The following is a 19,998-nucleotide window of genomic DNA, read 5'->3' as shown; positions in this document are numbered from 1 at the left end:
GACCGCCGACCGCAGAGGAATGAGCGCCGATATGCCCGACACCCACCACGGCCGTCACCAGACGGCCGACGGCGACGGCGGGAGCCGGTTCGCCGGCCGGCTCCGCGAGCGGGCGACCGCGCTCCGCACCCTCGACCCCGAGGAGCCGCTGGACGATCTGGAGCCGCTGCGGGCGCTCATCGGTGACGCCCGGGTCGTCGCGCTCGGCGAGAACTCCCATTTCGTCGAGGAGTTCGGCCTGGCCCGCGAACGCGTGCTGCGCTTCCTCGTCCAGCGCTGCGGATTCACCGCCCTGGCCTTCGAGTTCGGCTTCAGCGAAGGCTTCGCGCTGGACGCGTGGGTGCAGGGGGAGGGCGCCGAGGAGGACTTCGCGCGGCAGACCGCGGCGACCGTTCCCATCGGGCTGTCGGGCCCGCTGCACTGGCTGCGCCGCTACAACCGGACCGCGACCCTGCCCGTACGGTTCACCGGTGTCGACGTGCCCGCGGCCGGGGGCTCCCTGCTCCCGGCCCTGACGCCGCTCGCCGCATACCTCCGCGAGGTCGATCCGGACGGCCTGCCGCTCGTGCAGGACGCCATGAAGACCGCCGAGCGGTTCGGTGCCGCCTCCATGGCGCTCGCCGCACCCGCCTGGTCCCGGCTGGGCACCGACGAGCAGGACACCCTGAGCGCGATGCTGGTCCGCCTGCGTATCCGGCTGCGCGCCATGGAACCGCTGTACGTCGAGCGCGGCGGCCGGCGCGAGTACGACATCGCGCTGCGCCGCGCCGAGGCGGCGTGCCACACCGACCACCAGTTCCGCGCCATGGCCGCGCTGTACGCGGGTGGCGGTTCACCGGCCGACACCTCGTCCCGTGAGGTGTTCATGGCCGACTCGGCCCGGTGGCTCCTGGACCGCGCCGCGCCCGGGACACGTGTCGTGCTGCCCGCGCACAACGCCCACATCCAGCGGACCTCCGTCTCGTTCGACGGCCGCCTCACAGGGCTGCCGATGGGCCTGCACCTGAGCCACGCGCTGGGCGAGGACTACTTCGCCCTCGGCATGACCAGCGTGCGCGGCCGGACCGCCGAGATGCACCTGGACGAGAACACCACCTTCGGCTTCCGCGTCGAGGACACCGCCCTCGGCACACCGGAACCCGGCAGCGTCGAAGCCGCCTTCGAGGAGGCAGGGCTCGGGTCCGGCATCAGCCTCGCCGGGCTGCGGGGGCTGCGGGGCACGGACGACGCCGACGGGCCCGACCGCATCCGTATGCAGAGCGGGTATCTGCACACCCCCGTGACCGAGGCCTTCGACGGCATCCTGAGTGTCCCGGCCTCCACGGTGGTCGACGACCTCGGCCTCTGAGCGACACCCGCGGCCCGACCGCCCCGCCCTGTCCCGAAGGCGGGACAGCGGCCGGACGCGGGCGGCACAGTGGAAGCCGGTGGCCCGTGCGGGGCCCGCCGGGGAGTGAGGCCGTCATGACGTACCGGCTGGTGGTGGCACGGGAGGCGCGGAGCCGGCTGAATGCCCTGCGCCGTGACGACGCCCCGGCGGCCCGGCTTGCCGGGGAGGCGGTCACCGCGTTCCTGGAGCAGGGCCCGCGGCTGGGGCCTCCGCTGGTGGTCCCGGTCGGGGCCGCTCTGCGGGCGGGCGAGCCCCGGGAGGCCCTGGACTACTGGTACCAGCGCCAGCTCACCCTGCTGCGGAAGGTGCGGCAGGCGGTGGCCGAGGTGGCGGCGTACCGCCGTCAACTCGACCACCGCATCACCGAGTTGACGAGGCAGGCCCGGCGGATGGCCGATCTGGGGGCACAGGCCGCCGCGTCGGGCCGGGAGAATCTCGCACGGGAAGCGGCGGACCGCTGGTCGGCGGTGCGCCACCAGCAGGTGCTGCTCCGTCAGTCGCGCGCCGACGTCGGTGAGCGGGAGACCGCTCTCCTCGCGATCAGCCGACGGGTGCAGAACCAGGCCGACCTCTTCCGGTCCCGCCGGGCGGGGGTGGAGGCGGTCCAGCGGGCCGGGCGCGCCCAGCAGGGCGTCCACGAGGCGTGCGGCGCGGCGGACGGGGCGGCCGGCACGGACGCGGCGTCGTGTGCCGCCGCGGACGGCGCGGTCGCCATGGCCCGGGCCGCGGCCGGCGACATGGTCGCCGAGGCCGAGCGGCTGGAGCGTGCGGTCCGGGAGCCGCTGGGTGACCGGCCGCGGGAGACGGAGCTGTACGAGCTGCGGCTCGGCGCGCTGACGGGCCGGGACCTGCGGGTGCTGTGCACCGTCGAGGCCGGGGAGGCCGCGGAGGCCGCGGAGGCCGCGGAGGCCGCGGGGCGCACCGGAGCCGCCGAGGCCGTGGTGCTGCTCGCCGTGGCCGCGGACCGCGCTCAGTGGTGGGAGTGGTACGAGTACGCCCTGCCGCTGGCCCGCGAGCGCCTGGCCAGGCGGGAATCCGCGGGCCGGGAGCCCGGCGCGGAGGACGAGACCTTCTGCGGCAGCCGGGACTTCCTCCGCGCCTGGTACCCCGGGCGGGACGAGGACCGGCACCGCGGCGCGGCGTTGCTCATGGCGCGGAACCGGGGGCAGCGGCTGGCGTCGGTGCGCCGCCACCGGGGGCTGACGCAGGAGCAGCTCGCCGTGCGGATGGGTGTTCCGGCCGCCCGGGTGGCGGCGGTCGAGGAGGCCGCACCGGGCTCCGTCGAGCTGCCCACCCTCGCGGCCTACGTGGCGGCCCTGAGCGGCCGGCTGGAGGTCGTCGCGGATTTCGACACGGAGCGGTTGATCCTGAGCTGATGCCTTCGGGCCGTCCTGGGCAGCCCTGGAGGGTCCTGGGCGGCCCCGGGGGCGGTAGGCCGTGGACCGGAACGGGTGCGTCCGCGTACCGGGGCCGGAGTCCGCGTACCGGGGAACGGGCGCGCACAGGAGGCGAACGGGCCGGGACAGGGCGTCATGCCCCGTGACGGCGGGGCTCAAGCGGGCCGAAGCGGGCGGGTTTTGCGCCATGACGGGCATCGGAACGCGCCCTTCTGCTTGCTATAAACCTGGTGCCGGGCAGAAACGGGCAGGACGATGACCGAACGGAACGCCGTGGAACCGAGGGAACCGAGCAGGAGTGCGCCGTGAGAGCCGAGGAACGCCAGCACCGCATCCTCGTGCTGGCCCGCCAGGCCGGCCGGGTGGACGTCACGGACGTCGCCGGGGAGTTCGGGGTGGCCCGCGAGACCGTCCGGCGGGACCTGAGCGAACTGGAGCGGCGCGGCCTGGTCCGGCGTACCCACGGGGCCGCTTACCCGGTGGAGAGCGCGGGTTTCGAGACCACGCTGGCCCGGCGGGAGACCCAGCAGGTGGCGGAGAAGCGGCGGATCGCGGCGGCCGCCGCGCAGCTCGTCGGCGAGGCCGAGACCGTGTTCGTCGACGAGGGGTACACGCCGGAGCTGCTGGCCATGCTGCTGCCCACCGACCGGCCGCTGACGGTGGTGACGTCCTCGCTGCGCACCGCGTCGCTGGTCTCCGCGTCCGACACGACCACCGTGCTGCTGCTCGGCGGCCGGGTACGGTCCGGCACGCAGGCGGCGGTGGGTTCCTGGGCCCGGGACATGCTCGCCGGGTTCGTCATCGACCTGGCGTTCCTCGGTGCGAACGGGGTGTCGCGGGAACACGGCCTGACCACCCCCGACCCGGCCGTCGCCGATGTGAAGGCGCAGGCCGTGCGGTCGTCGCGGCGGCGGGTGCTGATCGGGGTGCACAGCAAGTTCGGGGCGAGCAGTTTCTGCCGGTTCGCGGCCGTACGGGATCTGGACACCATCGTCACGGACACCGGGCTGTCCGCCCCTGAGGCCCATCGGTACACCCTGCTGGGCCCGCAGGTCCTGCGGGTCTGACACCGGCACGCACCACACGCACACCCCACGCACCACGCACACCACGCGCGAGGAGCACACGCCGTCCCGTACAGGCGTGCGCTCCGGACGCGCGGTCCGTCGTGCGCGCGGACCCGCACATCACGCGTCCCGGGCCGCACCGTTCGGTGCGTCCCCGGCCTTTTCCCCACAGCCCCCAGCAGAGAGGTGTCGAGCCGTGCGAGCACGATCTCCCGGAAGGACCGGCCGGCCACGGCGGTCCGTCCCACCGACCGGACGGCGTGGTCCGCTGGGCCTGGCGGCCGTCGTGGTGGCCGTCTCCCTGGCTCTCGGGGGCTGTTACCGGGGCGCCGGCGCCCTCGGCAACGAGGGCCGCGACACGATCAACGTCCTGATGGTGAACAACCCGCAGATGGCGGACCTGCAACGGCTGACCGCCGAGCACTTCACCAAGAACACCGGCATCAAGGTGAACTACACCGTGCTGCCCGAGGACGACCTGCGCGACAAGATGAGCCAGGACTTCTCCAGCCAGGCCGGCCAGTACGACGTGGCCAGCCTCAGCAACTACGAGACGCCCATCTACGCCCGCAACGGCTGGCTGACCCCGCTCGGCGACCGGGCCGCGCGGGACACCGGGTACGACCAGGCGGACCTGCTCGCCCCCGTACGGAAGTCGCTGACCGCCGCCGACGGAAAGGTCTACGCGCAGCCGTTCTACGGGGAGTCGTCGTTCCTGATGTACCGCAAGGACGTGTTGCGGCACCTGGGCCTGACGATGCCGGCGCAACCCACCTGGAAGCAGGTCGCGGCGCTCGCCGCGAAGCTCGACGGCGCGCGCCCGGGCATGAAGGGCATCTGCCTGCGCGGCCAGCCCGGCTGGGGGCAGCTCGCGGCACCGCTGACCTCGGTGGTGAACACCTTCGGCGGCACCTGGTTCACCAAGGACTGGCAGGCCCGGGTGAACAGTCCGGAGTTCACCGCCGCCACCCGCTTCTACGTCGGCCTGCTGCGGGCGCACGGGCAGGCGGGCGCCCCGCAGGCCGGGTACGCCGAGTGCCTGAACGACATGCAGCAGGGCAAGGTCGCCATGTGGTACGACGCGACCGCCGGCGCCGGATCGCTGGAGAGCGGCGACTCCAAGGTCGCCGGGAAGGTCGGCTACGCTCCCGCGCCGGTCGAGCGGACGGCGAGTTCGGGCTGGCTCTACACCTGGGCGTGGGGCGTGCAGAAGGCGAGCACCCACCAGGACGCGGCCTGGAAGTTCATCTCCTGGGCCTCCGGCAAGGACTACGAACGGCTGGTGGGCGAGCGGCTGGGCTGGTCGAAGGTACCGGCCGGCAAGCGTGCCTCCACCTACCGCGACCCCGACTACCTGCGGCACTCCGGGGCGTTCGCCGCGGCGACGAAGAACGCGATCACCTCGGCGCGGCCCGACGACCCCGGGGTGCAGCCGCGACCCGCGCCCGGCATCCAGTTCGTCGGCATCCCCGAGTTCTCCGACCTGGGCACCAAGGTCTCGCACGAGGTCAGTTCTGCGATCGCGGGGCGGCAGAGCGTCTCCGAGGCGCTCGACAAGAGCCAGCGGCTGGCAGAGGAGATGGCCCGTGCCTACGCGGAGCGTTGAGACGCGCGACGAGCAGGGCGGCCGGGGCGGCACCCGGCGGCCCGACGGCGCGGCACGCCCCCGCGGGGGCGCGGGAACCGCCCGGCGCGCCGCGGGCTGGGCCCGCCGCGCCCCGCTGCTGCCCGCCCTGGTCTTCCTGGTCGTGGTGACCCAGCTCCCCTTCGTGGCCACCGTCGTCATCTCCTTCACCCGGTGGAACGCGCTGGCCCCCGACAACAAGGGCTTCGCGGCCCTCGACAACTACAAGGCCGTCTTCACCGACCCCGCGATGCGCTCGGCCATCTGGACCACGGTCCTGCTGACCGTGACCGTCGTCCTGGTCAGCCTCCTCCTGGGCCTCGGCCTCGCGCTGCTGCTGGACCGCAAGTTCTGGGGGCGCGGCGTCGTCCGTACGATGCTGATCACCCCGTTCCTGGTCGTACCGGTCGCTGCCGCGCTGCTGTGGAAGCACGCGCTCTACAACGCCTCGTACGGGCTGATCAACGGCACGCTGACCTGGATATGGAAACTGTTCGGCAGCGCGGACCCGCCGCAGCCGGACTGGATGACCGCCTCGCCGCTGGCGGCGGTCGAGATGGCGCTGATCTGGCAGTGGACGCCGTTCATGATGCTGATCCTGCTGGCCGGGCTGCAGAGCCGGCCCGCCGACGCGGTCGAGGCGGCCCGGGTCGACGGCGCCTCCGCCTTCGACGTGTTCCGCTACCTCACCCTCCCCCACCTGCGCCGCTACCTGGAGCTGGCCGCCCTCCTCGGCACCGTCCACGTGGTGCAGAACTTCGACGCGGTGTTCACCATCACCTCGGGCGGCCTGGGCACCGCCAACCTCCCGTACACCATCTACCAGACCTTCTACCAGGCCCACGACTACGGACGGGCCTCCGCGCAGGGCGTCGTGGTCGTCGTCTGCTCCCTGCTGGTGGCGACCTTCGCGCTGCGCAGCGTCTCGTCCCTGCTCCGTGAGGAGGTCACCCGATGAGCGCGAGTACGGTACGGGGCATCGCGCCCGCCGAACGGCGCCGGCGGCGCACCGGAAGTCTGCTGGGCCTGGCGGCCTGGCTCTGCGGCATCGCCTTCTTCCTGCCGGTGGCGTGGATGGTGCTCACCTCCTTCCACAGCGAGACGGACGCGGCCACCAATCCGCCGAGCGTCGGCGCCGGTCTGACGCTGCACGGCTACCGCGAGTTCTTCGGCGCGGGCACCGGCATCAGCCCCTGGCCACCGCTGATCAACTCGCTGACGGCGTCGGTGGTCTCCACCCTGCTGGTGCTGGTGCTCGCCGTCCCGGCGGCGTACGCGCTCTCCATCAAGCCGGTGCGCAAGTGGAGCGACGTGCTGTTCTTCTTCCTGTCCACCAAGATGCTGCCGCTGGTGGCCGGGCTGCTGCCGGTCTACCTGATCGCGCAGAACACCCGGATGCTGGACAACGTCTGGCTGCTCGTCATCCTCTACACCTCGATGAACCTGCCGATCGCGGTGTGGATGATGCGGTCCTTCCTGGCCGAGGTGCCGGTGGAGATGCTGGAGGCGGCCTCCATCGACGGTGCCGGACTGCCGACGACGCTGGTGCGCATCGTCGCGCCGGTCGCGCTGCCCGGCATCGCGGCCACCGCGCTGATCTCGTTCATCTTCAGCTGGAACGAGCTGCTGTTCGCCCGGGTGCTCACCGGCATCGTCGCCGGGACCTCACCGGTCTTCCTGACCGGGTTCGTGACCAGCCAGGGCCTGTTCCTGGCGAAGGTGTGCGCCGCCGCCACCGTGATCTCCCTGCCGGTGCTCGCCGCCGGGTTCGCCGCCCAGGACAAGCTCGTCCAGGGCCTCTCCCTAGGAGCCGTGAAATGAAGGCCGCCGTCATCAGCGCCCCGGGCCGTGTCGAGGTCACCACCGTCGGTGATCCGGCGCCCGGGCCGCGGGAAGTCGTCGTGGACGTCGCGGGCTGCGGGCTGTGCGGTACCGATCTGCACATCCTCCAGGGCGAGTTCGCGCCGACGCTGCCCGTCGTGCCCGGCCACGAGTTCGCGGGCACCGTCGTCGCCACCGGTGGCGAGGTCACCGGGCTGGCCGAGGGCGACCGGGTCGCCGTCGACCCCTCCCTGTACTGCTACGCGTGCCACTACTGCCGCATCGGCCGCAACAACCTGTGCGAACGGTGGGCCGCCATCGGGGTGACCACGGCGGGCGGCGCCGCCGAGTTCGCCGTCGCACCGGCCGCCAACTGCGTCAAGCTGCCCGAGCACGTACGGACCGAGGACGCGGCGCTCATCGAGCCGCTGTCCTGCGCCGTACGGGGCTACGACATCCTCCGCTCCCAGCAGCTCGGCACCCATGTGCTGATCTACGGGTCCGGCACGATGGGGCTGATGATGCTCGAACTCGCCAAGCGCACCGGGGCCGCGGGCGTCGACATCGTCGACGTCAACCCGCAGCGGCTGGCCACCGCGCGGCAGCTCGGGTGCGGCAACGCGGCGGCCTCCGCCGACGAGCTGGACCGGCCGCGCGGCTGGGACGTGGTCATCGACGCCACCGGCAACGAGCGCGCCATCCAGGACGCGCTGGGCCGTGTCGGCAAGGGCGGCACGTTCCTGCAGTTCGGTGTCTCCGACTACGCGGCGCGCGCCGTGATCGAGCCGTACCGGATCTACAACCAGGAGATCACCATCACCGGTTCGATGGCGGTCCTGCACAGCTACGAGCGGGCCGCCGAGCTCTTCGCCGCGGGCGTCCTGGACCCGGACGTCTTCATCAGCGACCGGCTGCCCCTGGACCGGTACGCGGAGGCGCTGGACCGCTTCAAGGCGGGCCAGGGCCGGAAGATCCTGGTCACGCCCTGACCCGGGCCCGGTCGGCGCGCGGGGCCCCTCGCCGGGGCCCCGAAGCGGGCCAACCGGGGGATTGACGGAGGTCGATCGCCGTCGGCGCGCACGTCCTGAAGCCCGGGGTGCGGAAGGTGTTGGAGCCTGGGCACGAGGCCGGGACCATGGCCCTGCCGACCCGTACGGGACGCGGACGAGAGGACGCCGATGGACCACGCGACGCCGCACGCGGCCCCGGGGCGGGTCCGCGCGTTCGCCCCCGGGGACGTCGCCCCGCTCGTCGCGGCGTGGGCCCGCGGCGCTCCGTACGACCCCGTGACGCGGGAACGTTTCCGCCTTCAGGTGCTGCTCGACCCGAACTTCGATCCGGCGGGGCTGCGCGTGGCCGTGCGGGACGGAGAGCTGGTCGGGGCCGCGTACGGAGTGCGCCGGACCGTCCCGGTGGCCGGCGGCGGCCTGGAGCCGGAGCAGGGCTGGATCCCGTTCTTCTTCGTCGACCCGGCCGCCCGCCGCGCCGGGCTCGGGCGCCGGCTGCTCACCGAGGTGCTCGACTGGCTCGCCGGGCACGGCCGCACCCGGGTGGACTTCGCCGCGTACACACCCCATTACTTCCTGCCCGGTCTGGACCGTGCCGCCTACCCGGACGCCGCCCGGCTGCTGGCGAAGCTGGACTTCCGGCCCCGGGGCGAAGCCGTCGCGATGGATCTGGGGCTGGCCGGTCACCGGATGCCCGACGCGGTGCGCGAGCGGGCCGCCGCCCTGGCCGCCGAGGGCTACCGCTTCGGCACGCCGCGGGACGGCGACCTGGTGGGGCTGCTGCGACTGGCCGGGGAGGAGTTCGGCCCCGACTGGCCGTGGGCAATCCGCCGGGCGCTGGACGGCGGAGCGCCGCTGGACCGCATCGTGACGGCTCACGATCCGTCGGGCCGGGTCGTGGGGTGGGCGATGCACGGGGCGTACGAGGGGCTGGTGGAACGGTTCGGGCCGTTCGGGGTGCGGGCGGACCAGCGCGGCACCGGTCTGGGCAAGGTGCTGCTGCACCTGACGCTGGAGCGGATGCGGGCGGCGGGCGCGCACGGCGCGTGGTTCCTGTGGACGGGCGAGCGGAGTCCGGCCGGTCAGCTCTACAGATCGGCGGGGTTCGTCACGACCCGTACGTTCGAGATCCTTCGGCGGGAGGTACGGCCATGAGGCGGCGCCGGGTGCTGGCGGGGCTGGCGGGAGCGGCGGTGACCGCGGCGGGCTGCGGTGCCCCGGGCCGGAGCGGGAGCGGCCGCCCCGGCGACCCGGTCGTGCTGACGCTGCTGTCGCACTATGCGACGGAGCCGCTGAAATCGGCACTGCAACGGGCGGTGGACGCCTGGAACGCCGGGCACGACCGGGTGCACGTGCGGACCACGGCGGTCCGTTTCCAGGATCTGCTGACCACCTTGATGGTCCGGCAGGCCGCGGGGCAGGGCGCGGACATCATCCACCCGTACAGCCTGTGGGCCGGTCAACTGGCGCAGGCCGGGGTGGTGCGGCCGGCCCCGCCCGAGGACGCCGCCCGGATCGCGCGCGGCTTCGCGGGCGCCGCGGTCCGGGCGGCTTCGGTGCACGGCCGGATCATCGGCTATCCCACGGAGGTGCAGTCCTACGCGCTGTACTACAACAAGCGGCTGCTGCGCGCGGCCGGGGTGGACGGGCCGCCGCGCACCTGGCGGGAGCTGGAGGAGACCGCGTACCGGACCGCGCGGCGCGACCGGCACGGCAACACGCTCGTGCAGGGCTTCGGGCTGTCACGGACCGACGACGCGACCGTGGTGAACCAGACGCTGGCGCTGCTGGCCTCCCGCGGCGGATCGTTTCTCCGGGCGGACGGCGCCCGCAGCGCCCTCGACTCCCCCGCCGGCCGGGCCGTCTTCGCACTGGAGCACCGGCTGATCGACCGGGGCGCGAGCGACCCCGGCATCGACCTGATGAAAGCCTTTTCGGCGGGCCGGGTGGCGATGGCGATCAGCGGCGCCTGGTGGACGGGCAGCCTGAAGCAGTCGATGGGCCGGGACTACCGCGATGTCGCGGTGGCGCCGGTCCCGGGGCCCGCGCCCGGCAACCGGGGCACGATCACCACCGGCTTCCTGCTGGGCGTCAACGCCAGGAGCCGGCATCCGCGGGAGGCGTGGGAGTTCCTGCGCTGGCTGAACGACGAGGTGGTGCCGGCCGGTCCGCAGGCGGGCCCGGCCGCCGCGGTGCGCGCCACCCGGATGAGCGTGCTGCAGATGTCGGTCGGCACGATGACCGGCCGCACCCGCGACATGCGGGGTCTGCTGGCCGCCGGCGGCGATCCGAATCTGGGCCCGTTCGTCGACGCGCTGGACCACGCCACGCCGGAGCCGAACGGACCGCGCGCGCAGAAGGCGAAAGCGCTGCTGCGCAAGAACATCGAGGAGATGTGGACCGGCCGCCTGTCACCGGACGGCGCTGTCCGCACCGCCGTACACCAGGTCGACCAGGAACTCTCCCGCTGACCGCACGCCCCGCCCCCTCGGACCCTCTCCCGTCGGTCCGCCCGTCCCGAAAGGCTGGTGCTGCATGGCGACAACGGTCGGAAGCGCGGACGAGGACGGGGGCGGGGGCCGCGGGAGAGGCGGCGCGGACGCCGTGCGCCGCGGCGACGAGGACGCACCGGCGGCCGGCAACCGGGCCCGCGCCGCCGCGCACCGGCGCCGCCGTCGGCAGACCGTCGTCGCCTACCTCTTCCTCACCCCCAGCCTGCTCTTCTTCGCGATCTTCCTCGTTCTGCCGCTGCTGTTCGCGGTGCTGCTGTCGCTGTCCCGCTGGGCGGGCTTCGACCTCGCCGACATACGGCCGGTGGGCACGGACAACTTCGCCGATCTCTTCGCCCGCGGCTCGTCCTTCCTGACACCGGTCCTGAGCAACACGCTGCTGTACGCGCTGGGCACCGTGGTCCTGGCGCTGAGCGGCGCCGTGCTGGTCGCCCACTGCATCACCAACCTGCGCTTCCAGGGCCTGTGGCGCACGCTGTACTTCCTGCCGATCGTCACCACCGTGGTCGCGGTCGGCAATGTGTGGAAGTACATGTACGAGCCGGGCGGCCTGGTCAACGGGGTGCTCAACGCGCTCGGCCTGCGTTCCGTCGCCTTCCTCCAGGACCCGGCGACGGCACTGCCCTCGATCGTGGTGGTGCAGGCGTGGGCCTCCCTCGGTTCCGCCATCCTCGTCCTCACCGCGGGCCTGAAGGCGATCCCCCGCTCCTACTACGAGGCGGCGGAGCTGGACGGGGCCGGACAGTTCACCGTCTTCACCCGCATCACGCTGCCGCTGCTGCGGCCGTCGCTGCTGTTCGTGTGCGTGACCCAGTTCATCACCGGCCTCCAGTCGTTCGCGCTGATCATCGTGATGACCGGCGAGGGCGGGCCGGGCGACGCGACCAATGTCGCCGCCCTGGAGATGTACCAGCGGGCGTTCAAGTACGGGGACTGGGGTTCGGCGAGCGCGGCAGCCCTCGTGCTGTTCGTCCTGATTCTGGTGATCACTCTGGTGCAGTTGTGGCTGTTCCGGCGGAAGGGAGAGGACGCGTGAGACGGCGCAGGCGCTTCCCGTGGCTGTCGTACCTGCTGGTGGGGGCGGGCGCGGTGGTGACGGTCGTACCGTTCCTGGACATGCTGCTGACCTCGTTCAAGGGGGCGGGCGAGTACGGCAGGCTCCCGTACCGCTTCCTGCCGGAGGCCTTCGAGCTGTCCAACTACCGGGAGGCGTTCGTCCGGCTCGACCTGCCGCTGCTGTTCCGCAACAGCGTCGTCGCCACCGCCGTGATCACCGGTTCGGTGCTGCTGACGTCCTCCCTGGCGGGGTACGCCCTGGCCAAGCTGCGCTTCCCCGGCCGCGACCTGATCTTCCGGCTGGTGCTCGCGACGATGATGTTCCCGCCGTTCGTCTTCTTCATCCCGCACTTCCTGATCCTCGTGCACTGGCCGCTGGCGGGCGGCAACGGGCTGCTCGGCGACGGCGGCGCGGGGCTGACGGTCAGCCTCGCCGCGCTGGTCATGCCGTTCCTGGTGTCCGGGTTCGGGATCTTCCTGATGCGGCAGTTCATCGTCTCCGTGCCGGACGAGATGCTGGAGGCGGCCCGGATCGACGGCGCCGGGGAGTTCACGGTGTGGTGGCGCATCGTCGTACCGCAGACCAAGCCGGTGGCCGTGACCCTCGCGCTGCTCACCTTCGTGAGCGCCTGGAACGAGTACATCTGGGCGTTGCTGGTGTCGACCGCGAATCCCCGTCTGCTGACGCTGCCCGTGGGGATCCAGACCTTGCAGAGCTACCTGGACCCCAACCGCATGGTGCCCGTCATGATGGCCGGGCTCATGCTGAGTGTGCTGCCCGTGCTGCTCCTGTTCCTCCTGCTGCAGAAGTACTACATCAGGGGTGTCATGCTCAGCGGCCTCAAATAGGACAGCGGCCGCACAGCCGCGGTGTCAGGCGGTCAGGCGACCGTGCCGTCCTGCTGCGGCTCCTCGAAGGTGAGCAGCGGCCGGAGAGCGGGGACGGCGATCCCCGGCAGCAGGTACCGCCACAGGGTGGTGATCCGCTGGTGCAGGTCGGCCCGGCCGGTCGAGATCTGCGACAGGAGCTGGGTGCCGGAGTAGGAGCTGACCAGCACCCAGGCCAGCTCGTCCACGTCCACCTCCGGCAGCAGCTCGCCCTTGTCCCGGGCGGCACGCAACTGACCGGCGAACTCCTGCACCCAGTACTGGTACGGAGCGTCGTCCTGGACACCGAACTCGCCCTGTTCGATCGCCAGCCGCACTCCGGCCCGCAGCGCCGGATTGGTCTGGAGCTGCCCGGCGAGGTACAGCGTGGTGTCGATCAGCCGTTGCAGGCCGTCCTCCCCGGACGGCAGCTCCAGTCCGTCACCCTGCTCGACCATCACGGCGTGCGCGAGGGCCACCTTGGACGGGAAGTGGAAGTACATGCCGCCCTGGGTGACCCCCGCCCGCTTCATGATCTTGCTGACACTCGCGCCGCTGAATCCGAACTCGTCGAACACCTCGGAAGCCGCCCGGAGAATAGCCTCTCGGGTCTTGACCGCCCGTTCCTGCACTGACCGCACCATTTCCCTCGGCAAACACGTGAATGGTACGAAGAAAACGCGAGCCCTGCCGCATCGGTACCGGCCCCGCCCGGGGAAGTGATCATTACGGGGGATCGCGGCCGGAGGGAAAAGTACCGCGGTCCAACTGTGCACGGCGCGCAGACGGCCACCGCCACAGCGACCACCAGCACCGCCACCACCGCCGCTGTCACCGTCACCGTCAGTCGCCGGGGTCGCCGCAGAGGTGATCCAATGCGAACGCTCCGGCCCGGTCCTGCATCAGCCGTTCGGCCTCCAACTGCTCCAGCAGCTTCTCCAGGAGGCCGGGGTCCCGCGGGTCCTGCAAGAATTCCAGCACGGCCCGCTGGAACGCGCCCCGCAAGGTCGACGGCATGGCGTCGGACGCGTCGAAACAGATCTCGTCCGCCGTGTCGAAGAGTTTCTGCACCGCGGCGGTGCTGGCCGAGAGGCGGCCCCCGCCCGTGCTCCGGTCGGGGAACAGCGGGCGCTCCTCCGGTTTCGCCATCCGGGCCCACACGGCACGGGCCGGCTGCGAGGTCAGTTCCCGCAGCAGGTCCCAGGCGGCGTCGCTCGGCCGGAAGACGGCCGCCATGTCGCCGGAGACCTCGAACGCCCGGGGCCCGGCCGGCAGCCCGGGGACGAACGTGCGGGTGGGGGCGGGCAGCACGTCGTCGCCGTAGTGCCGTCGGATGAAGGAACCCTGGTGCTCCAGGGTGCACCTGCCGCTGTTCAGGAGTCCGTACCGGCCGTCGCCCAGGTTCTCGAATTCGGTAGATATCGCCCTTTCAGCCGCTTTGGGACCGTCCTGTGCGAGCACGTCCCGCCACGCCTGCCACGCCGACCTCACCTGCGGACTGGTCCAGGGCAGCTTGCCGGTGGCCCAGTCCTCGTACACGTTCGCGCCGTACCTCTGCAGCAGCAGGTCCTCGACCCAGTCCGTACCCGGCCAGCCGGACGTGGCACCCGACGCCATGCCCAGGCACCAGCGGGGGTTCTCGGCCGCCTTGAGGTCGCCGGGGCGGCTCCAGACGATGCTCTTGAGGTCCACCCGCACCGGCACCCAGTACGAGTGCCGCCGCCGCTCCCCCGTCGCGTCCTCCAGCGTGATCTGCTGCGCCCACGGCCCCAGCGCCGATCCCGCCACGTCGTCCGCCAGCACCTCGGCGTCCCCGTCGCGCGCGTACTCGGCCAGCTCGCCCAGACCGTTGAGGATCGCCACGTCGGGCGGTGTCTTCGTGCGCAGCTGGGCCGACAGGGTCTCCCGCAGGGAGCGGGTGCCCTCGTACTCGAACGACTGTCCCGTACGCCTGCCGATCTCCTTCAGCATCCCGACGAACGGGGTCTCCTCGCCGTCCGTCCAGGGGCCCAGGACCACCACCGTCCGGTCCTGCCCGGTGGAGCAGCCCGCCGCCACCAGGGCCGTCGTGACGAGCAGGCAGCAGGCCAGGGCCGGGCGCAGCAGCCGGTGCGCGCTTCTCATGCCTTCCCCCAGTCGATCTTCCAGTGTTCCCTGCCGTACCGGCGGAGCGTGAGGCCGCAGCCCACGGCGCCCGCCGCGCCGACGGACAGAGCCAGTACGGACGCCCGCACCCACCCGTCCGGGTGGGTGCCCCGCAGCCGCTCGGCGAGTGCGGCGTCCGCCCGCTCGATCGCGGCGTCGGGTCCGCGCGACGAGCCGGCCCGCTGCGTGCCGTCGCCGGACGGGCGGGGCACGGTGATCCCCCCGATCAAGGACACGGAACGTTCCACGTCCCGCTGGGCCCGCTGCTGCGCGGCGACACCGAACGACAGCACCCCGAGCACCAGCAGGACGGGCAGGGCGTACAGCACCAGCAGCGGGCTGCGGACCCGCAGGCCGGCCCGTACGAAGTCGAGCAGGCCGACGAAGACGAAGGCGAGGACCAACACGGCCGGCAGCGCGATCCATGCCGCGACGGCCGGCACGGTGTGGCGGTCCGCCCGGTCGGCCACGGCGGCGCGCAGCTGCGTCTCCAGGACGTCGATGCGCTGGAGGACGGCGGTCGGGCCGGTGCGCAGGAGATCCGCCGCGTAGTCCATGCCCGCCCGGCGCAGCGGCGCGCTGTCGTGGTGGCCGCCTGCCCAGTCGATCCAGCCGTCATAGGCGCTCACCAGGCCCGACACCACGCGGACCACCTGCTCCTGGGCCCTGCTCAGCGCTCCGGTCTGCACGACGTTGTTGAGGCTCTGGGAGGCCTTGGTCACCAGGGACGGGTACCGCTCGCCGAGCCCGACCAGGGCGGTCTGGGGCGGCGGGCCGTCGTCGCCGGTGCCGAGCCGCTGTTCGGCCTCCTGCTGCGCGAGGACCAGCGACACCCTGGCGTGCGCCAGGTCGACCAGCGCGGGGGCGTAGCGGTCGCGCAGCTCCTCGGTACGGCGGTGGACGTCGAAGTACGCCGTCCCCGCGAGTGCGAGCACCGTGAACATCAGGGCGGGCAGCATCACCATGCGGCTGAACAGGAATTTCCCGGTGGGCCGCAGCCCGCCTCGCGCGTCGCGGCCGGCCGACCGGTGCCACAGCGCACGGACCGGTCTCCGCCACTTCCCGCGGGCCCCGGGCGCCTTGGCGGAGGCGTTTCCGCGGTGCCCGGCGGGCCGGGCGTCGGCGCGTCCGGAGCCCGCGGCTCCCGGATCGCCCGGACCGGGCCGGGCCGGGCCCGGGCGGGAGCGGTCGTCGTGGTTCATCCTCCCCCCTCGGTCGCGGTGTCCTCGTACGTCTGAAGGCCCCCGCCGTCGGCCCGGGAACGCTTCCAGCGGGCCCGCCAGCGGGGGGCTGGGTAACCACGCCGATGCCACGTACCGATGGGGCGGGTGTGGTAGGAGTTGTCGAGCAGCGCCTTGGCCAGGTCCCGGTCACGGGCCCGTTCGGCGGGCGGCATCTGCTCGAAGAGCCGCCGGTAGCAGGCGGCGAGCTGATCCCGCAGCGCGTCCTCCGTCGGCGGGACGGGGATCTTCTCGGCCTGGATGTCGGGTTCCGCGCAGAACTCTTCCAACGGGCCGGGCCGGGCACCGGCGGGCGCGGACGTCACGAGCAGGAGCAGCAGTTCCTGGAGGTCGGCGCGGAGCCGGTCCTGGGCGTGCCGGTCGGTCAGGCCCTCCTTCCGCGTGAGCCGGTGCAGGGCCACCCATGCCTGCCGGGCCGCGGCGACGGTCGGCGGACCGCCGTCGGCGGGCGGGGCGGCGAGGATGCGGACCATGGCCGTACGGGCGGCGGTGCGGTGCCGCGAGTCGGCGGGCACGGCTTCCAGGCAGTCGAGGGCCAGTTGGGGCTTTCCGGTGGCGAGGTGGATGCGGGCCAGGCCGAAGGCGGCGACGCCGAGGGCGTGGTTGCGGTGCCACACCGCTCCGTACAGGGCCACGGCCTCCTTCCGGTTCCCCCGGAACTCGTGGCAGTAGCCGAGCGCCAGCTTCGGCGCGTACTCCCCCGGGATCGCCTCGTTGACCAGGTCGAAGCAGGTCCGCGCGGCGTCCACCCGGTCGTGCACGAGGTGCAGCAGCCCCTCGTGCCAGTACAGCCGCCAGTCGAAGTCGGCCAGTTCGCCGACGGCGGTGCGGGCCCGGGCCAGCTCCGCCTCGGCGGCGGCCCGCTCCGCGGCGGCCTCCTCCGGGTGGTCGCGGGCGATCTCCAGGTGGAGCCGGCAGTGCAGCAGCGCCTTCTCCGGGGACTCCTTCCAGGCGTCGCTGAGCTGGAGCAGGCCGACCGGGTCGTCGTAGGAGGTGCGGTGCAGTTGCGTCCAGTTGCCGTCGGCCGGACTCGGTTTGGGCACCGGCAGGCCGAGGGCGACCTCGGCGGGGAACGGCGGCCGCGCCGTCAGCATCCGTTTGACGTTGCCGCCCGTCCGCCACTGGCCGAGCGGCGGGGCCTTGCCCAGTTCACCGTCGAGGGCCGCGGGCACCGGGGCGAAGAGCGTCGACGGCTCGAAGGCCGCCTCCTCGCCGAGCCGCAGCGACCGCAGCTCCCGCAGGACGCCGCGGAGCTGGACGGACATCTCCCGGGCAGTGGCGAAGCGCTCCTCCGGGAGGTCGGCCGTGGCGCGGCTCAGCACCCTGCGCAGCGACTGGGTGCCGAGCCCCGGGGGCGCCTCGGGCACCCTGGCGACCAGCTCCTCCAGCACGGCGCCGGCCGCGTACAGATCGCCCGCGACGGTCATTCCGGCGGACCCGTGCACCTCGGGCGCCGGGTACGTGACGGGGCCCGAGGTCCCGATCGGCCGGACGCCGGCCACGTCGACGAGCTTGATGCCGGCGCCGCAGTGGATCACGTTGGTGAGCGAGAGGTCGCCGTAGACGAGCCCGCGCTCCTCGTGGAGGTAGGTGAGCGCGTCCAGGACGAGCAGCCCGTAGGCCGCGATGAACTCGTACACCCGGTGGTCGTGGAAGGGCTCGACGCGCTTCTCGATCTGTTCGGCCACCCATTGCAGCGGCGCGCCGTCGGCGAACTCCATCACGATGAAGCTGAGCTTGTCCTCCGAGGCCCCCGAGCCCTTGGCGTAGTTGAAGACCTTGACGATCGACGGGTGGTTGAGGCCGACCAGGCGCAGGCGCTCCTGCACGGCGTTCTTCACCGCCTGCTCGTCGTCGGGGTCACGCACCCCTTTGAGCGCGACGGGCCGGCCGGCCAGCATCCGGTCACGGGCGAGGTGGACCTGCCCGTAGCTGCCCTGGCCGAGGCGGCCGACGACCTGGTACTGCTGGTGCAGCAGTTGGCCGCGGACGAGAGCGTTCCGCAGCGCGCGGGCGGCCACCGGGGCGGGAGCGGCATCCGGTGCGGCATCCGGCGGACGGTCCGCGCCGGGCGCCACCGGCGGGGGCGGGTCCGGCGGAGGTTCCGGTTCGACGAGGGCGTCCGGATCGCCGACGGTGACGTGCGGCAGGTCGGTCAGCCCGTCACCGGGCGGGAGGACGACGTACCCGCGTGGCGTGCGGGGCCGGTCCAGGCGCTGCAGGGCCTCCTCGACGTCGATGCCGATACGGAACAGGTGGTACGCGGCGTCCGCGCTGTTGCGCAGGGTGCCGCCCTGGCGCAGCGCCGCCAGCCGGCGGGCGAGCCGGGGCTGGACCGGTTCGTGTCCGTCGTCGGCCGTCGGCGGCCCGTTCCGCAGCCGCCGGCTCCGGCTCTCCAGGCCGGCCAGGACGTGCAGCCGCGCGGCGACGGCCTTCTCGTGGCGGTCGGCCCACCCCTCGTCGAGGAGTTCGCCGACGACGCGGGCCAGCAGCGACGAGCGCGGATCGCGGAAGACGAGCAGCAGCCGGCTGTGGCCGCGCGCCAGCAGCGCCTGCAGCAGCGCCATGACCTCGCCGTCGGACGACCGGACCCGGTCGACGGAGAGGAGGGCGGCGGACAGGGGCGGGGCCTGCTCGGCGATCCGCGCGGTCATGGCGTCGGTGGTGTCGGCCGGCGCCGTCCTCTCGGGCACCCCCGCCCGCGCCGCGGTACGGCGGACCAGCTTCTCGGCCGTCCAGCCCGTCGCGTCCAGGGCCAGGTCGATCGAGCCCGCCCGCGGCTCCGCCGCACGGCCGCGCCGCAGCGACCACGGGCCGCGCTCCCGGTCGGCCAGGACGAGCGCCGAGTGCAGGACGGACCGGGCCTCCGTGTCGCCGTCGGCGACGAAGGCCAGTTCCACGGGCTCCGCGGCCCCGTCCTGACAGCCCCGCCCCGGGGCGGGCGCGCCCCGGCTCCCTTCCGGATGCACCGACGTCCCCCACCGCGCTCCGGTGTACGGCTCCGTACCCGGGCCGGCCGGTGTGCCGGGGCCGGTGCCCGCGGCCCGTCCCGCGCCGGTCGCCCGGTACGTGCCCCTGACCGTGCCGACGCCGGTGGCCGGGCCCCCGGCCGGTCCGCCGTCGCCGAGCCAGCGGGCGATCCAGCGGCGCAGCCCGAGCGCCTGGTCCCGGCCGGCCGCGCCGGGGACGAGCCGGATGGAGCCCGACACGGCGCGGGCTCCGGTGGCGTACAGCTTGATCTTCTCGTCGGCCAGGTGCCCCAGGACCGTCTCGGTCGGGATCATGTACGCGTGGCTGGAGGGCACCGGGAACTGCACCGTGCCGTGCTGGTGCACCAGGATGCCGATGACGGCGCCGGTACGGGCGTGCACCACCCCGCTGCCGCTGAAGCCGTGCCGGACCACGTAGGGCGCCGTCTCCGGGTCGAGCTGCACCCACTCGGGGCAGCGGCCCGGCCCGCCGCGCCCCATGAGCCGGGCGGTGATGTGCTCGCCGCCCGGCAGGTCCTTCGGGTATCCGACGGTGTACACCTGCTCACCCGGCGCCGGGATCTGCCGGTGCAGCACGGCGGGTTCCACCGGCGGCTCCTCGGCCAGTTGCAGCAGCGCGATGTCGGCGCTGAACTGCGCGGTGGGCGGCCGCAGATGGCGGGTGAGCACCTCTGCGGCCACCGGCCGGTGCCCCGTCGGCAGGGCACCGGGGAATTCGGCGTGGACATCGGGCAGGGGCGCCGGACGGCCCGGCCACCGGCCGTCGGCCGCGGCGGTCCGGCGAGCGGCCAGCACGACGTGCGCGCAGGTGAGCACCAGCCCGCCGGGCAGGAGCACACCCGCACCGAGCGGCGGGGCGTCCCGGCGTCCCCCCTGGAACAAC

The 19,998-nt window shown here is 73.3% G+C and carries 15 protein-coding genes; 11 read left to right on the top strand and 4 right to left on the bottom strand.

The genetic code is table 11. The features are described 5' to 3' along the window. Nucleotides 1-31 precede the first annotated feature (31 nt). The 11 genes from AB0A97_RS17830 (at nt 32) to AB0A97_RS17780 (ending at nt 12,721) form a co-directional block, all read left to right on the top strand. On the top strand, nt 32-1,348 hold the full coding sequence (locus tag AB0A97_RS17830; RefSeq protein ID WP_361150432.1) for an erythromycin esterase family protein: 1,317 nt from the start codon (nt 32-34) through the stop codon (nt 1,346-1,348). 116 nt (nt 1,349-1,464) lie between these two features. Continuing rightward, complete coding sequence (locus AB0A97_RS17825) at nt 1,465-2,766, top strand: hypothetical protein (RefSeq protein ID WP_361150429.1); 1,302 nt, start codon at nt 1,465-1,467, stop codon at nt 2,764-2,766. Between the two features lie 326 nt (nt 2,767-3,092). Continuing rightward, nucleotides 3,093-3,854: a DeoR/GlpR family DNA-binding transcription regulator gene (locus AB0A97_RS17820; RefSeq protein WP_031000158.1), complete on the top strand. Its 762-nt coding sequence runs from the start codon at nt 3,093-3,095 to the stop codon at nt 3,852-3,854. Between the two features lie 268 nt (nt 3,855-4,122). Beyond that, entirely contained in the window at nt 4,123-5,460 is a 1,338-nt protein-coding gene (locus AB0A97_RS17815) for a sugar ABC transporter substrate-binding protein (protein WP_361151071.1), read from the top strand. 115 nt (nt 5,461-5,575) lie between these two features. Further along, nucleotides 5,576-6,436: a sugar ABC transporter permease gene (locus tag AB0A97_RS17810; RefSeq protein WP_361151069.1), complete on the top strand. Its 861-nt coding sequence runs from the start codon at nt 5,576-5,578 to the stop codon at nt 6,434-6,436. Further along, entirely contained in the window at nt 6,433-7,299 is an 867-nt protein-coding gene (locus AB0A97_RS17805; protein WP_361150427.1) for a carbohydrate ABC transporter permease, read from the top strand. The genes AB0A97_RS17810 and AB0A97_RS17805 overlap by 4 nt, the downstream gene beginning before the upstream one ends. Continuing rightward, nucleotides 7,296-8,288: a zinc-dependent alcohol dehydrogenase family protein gene (locus tag AB0A97_RS17800; RefSeq protein WP_361150425.1), complete on the top strand. Its 993-nt coding sequence runs from the start codon at nt 7,296-7,298 to the stop codon at nt 8,286-8,288. The genes AB0A97_RS17805 and AB0A97_RS17800 overlap by 4 nt, the downstream gene beginning before the upstream one ends. 189 nt (nt 8,289-8,477) lie before the next feature. Next, nucleotides 8,478-9,461, top strand: coding sequence for a GNAT family N-acetyltransferase (locus tag AB0A97_RS17795; RefSeq protein ID WP_361150423.1), 984 nt, complete (start codon nt 8,478-8,480; stop codon nt 9,459-9,461). Then, the gene (locus tag AB0A97_RS17790) at nt 9,458-10,777 is read left to right on the top strand and encodes an extracellular solute-binding protein (RefSeq protein WP_361150420.1); all 1,320 of its coding nucleotides are present in this window, start codon (nt 9,458-9,460) and stop codon (nt 10,775-10,777) included. The genes AB0A97_RS17795 and AB0A97_RS17790 overlap by 4 nt, the downstream gene beginning before the upstream one ends. 64 nt (nt 10,778-10,841) lie before the next feature. Beyond that, nucleotides 10,842-11,852 carry a sugar ABC transporter permease gene (locus tag AB0A97_RS17785; protein WP_361150417.1) on the top strand — a complete coding sequence of 337 codons (1,011 nt, stop codon included), beginning with the start codon at nt 10,842-10,844 and terminating at the stop codon, nt 11,850-11,852. Next, nucleotides 11,849-12,721 (top strand): carbohydrate ABC transporter permease, encoded by an 873-nt coding sequence (locus tag AB0A97_RS17780; RefSeq protein WP_361150414.1) that lies wholly within the window; start codon nt 11,849-11,851, stop codon nt 12,719-12,721. The genes AB0A97_RS17785 and AB0A97_RS17780 overlap by 4 nt, the downstream gene beginning before the upstream one ends. Before the next feature lie 32 nt (nt 12,722-12,753). Here AB0A97_RS17780 and AB0A97_RS17775 read toward each other — a convergent pair whose 3' ends face one another. The 4 genes from AB0A97_RS17775 to AB0A97_RS17760 form a co-directional block, all read right to left on the bottom strand. After that, a complete protein-coding gene (locus AB0A97_RS17775) occupies nt 12,754-13,383 on the bottom strand; it encodes a ScbR family autoregulator-binding transcription factor (protein WP_361150412.1) in 630 nt (209 codons plus the stop codon). 199 nt (nt 13,384-13,582) lie between these two features. Continuing rightward, nucleotides 13,583-14,863, bottom strand: a complete 1,281-nt coding sequence (locus AB0A97_RS17770) for a hypothetical protein (protein WP_361150410.1) — start codon at nt 14,861-14,863, stop codon at nt 13,583-13,585. After that, nucleotides 14,860-16,086, bottom strand: coding sequence for a hypothetical protein (locus tag AB0A97_RS17765; protein ID WP_361150408.1), 1,227 nt, complete (start codon nt 16,084-16,086; stop codon nt 14,860-14,862). The genes AB0A97_RS17770 and AB0A97_RS17765 overlap by 4 nt, the downstream gene beginning before the upstream one ends. Continuing rightward, on the bottom strand, nt 16,083-19,952 hold the full coding sequence (locus AB0A97_RS17760) for a tetratricopeptide repeat protein (RefSeq protein ID WP_361150406.1): 3,870 nt from the start codon (nt 19,950-19,952) through the stop codon (nt 16,083-16,085). Before AB0A97_RS17760 ends, AB0A97_RS17765 begins: the two co-directional genes overlap by 4 nt. Nucleotides 19,953-19,998: the final 46 nt, after the last annotated feature.

Origin of the sequence: Streptomyces sp. NPDC045470 (genome assembly GCF_040646595.1) — a bacterium.
Classification (GTDB): Bacteria; Actinomycetota; Actinomycetes; order Streptomycetales; family Streptomycetaceae; genus Streptomyces.
The sequence above is the reverse complement of the archived record's forward strand: the minus strand, read 5'-3'. Positions and strand labels throughout refer to the sequence as shown.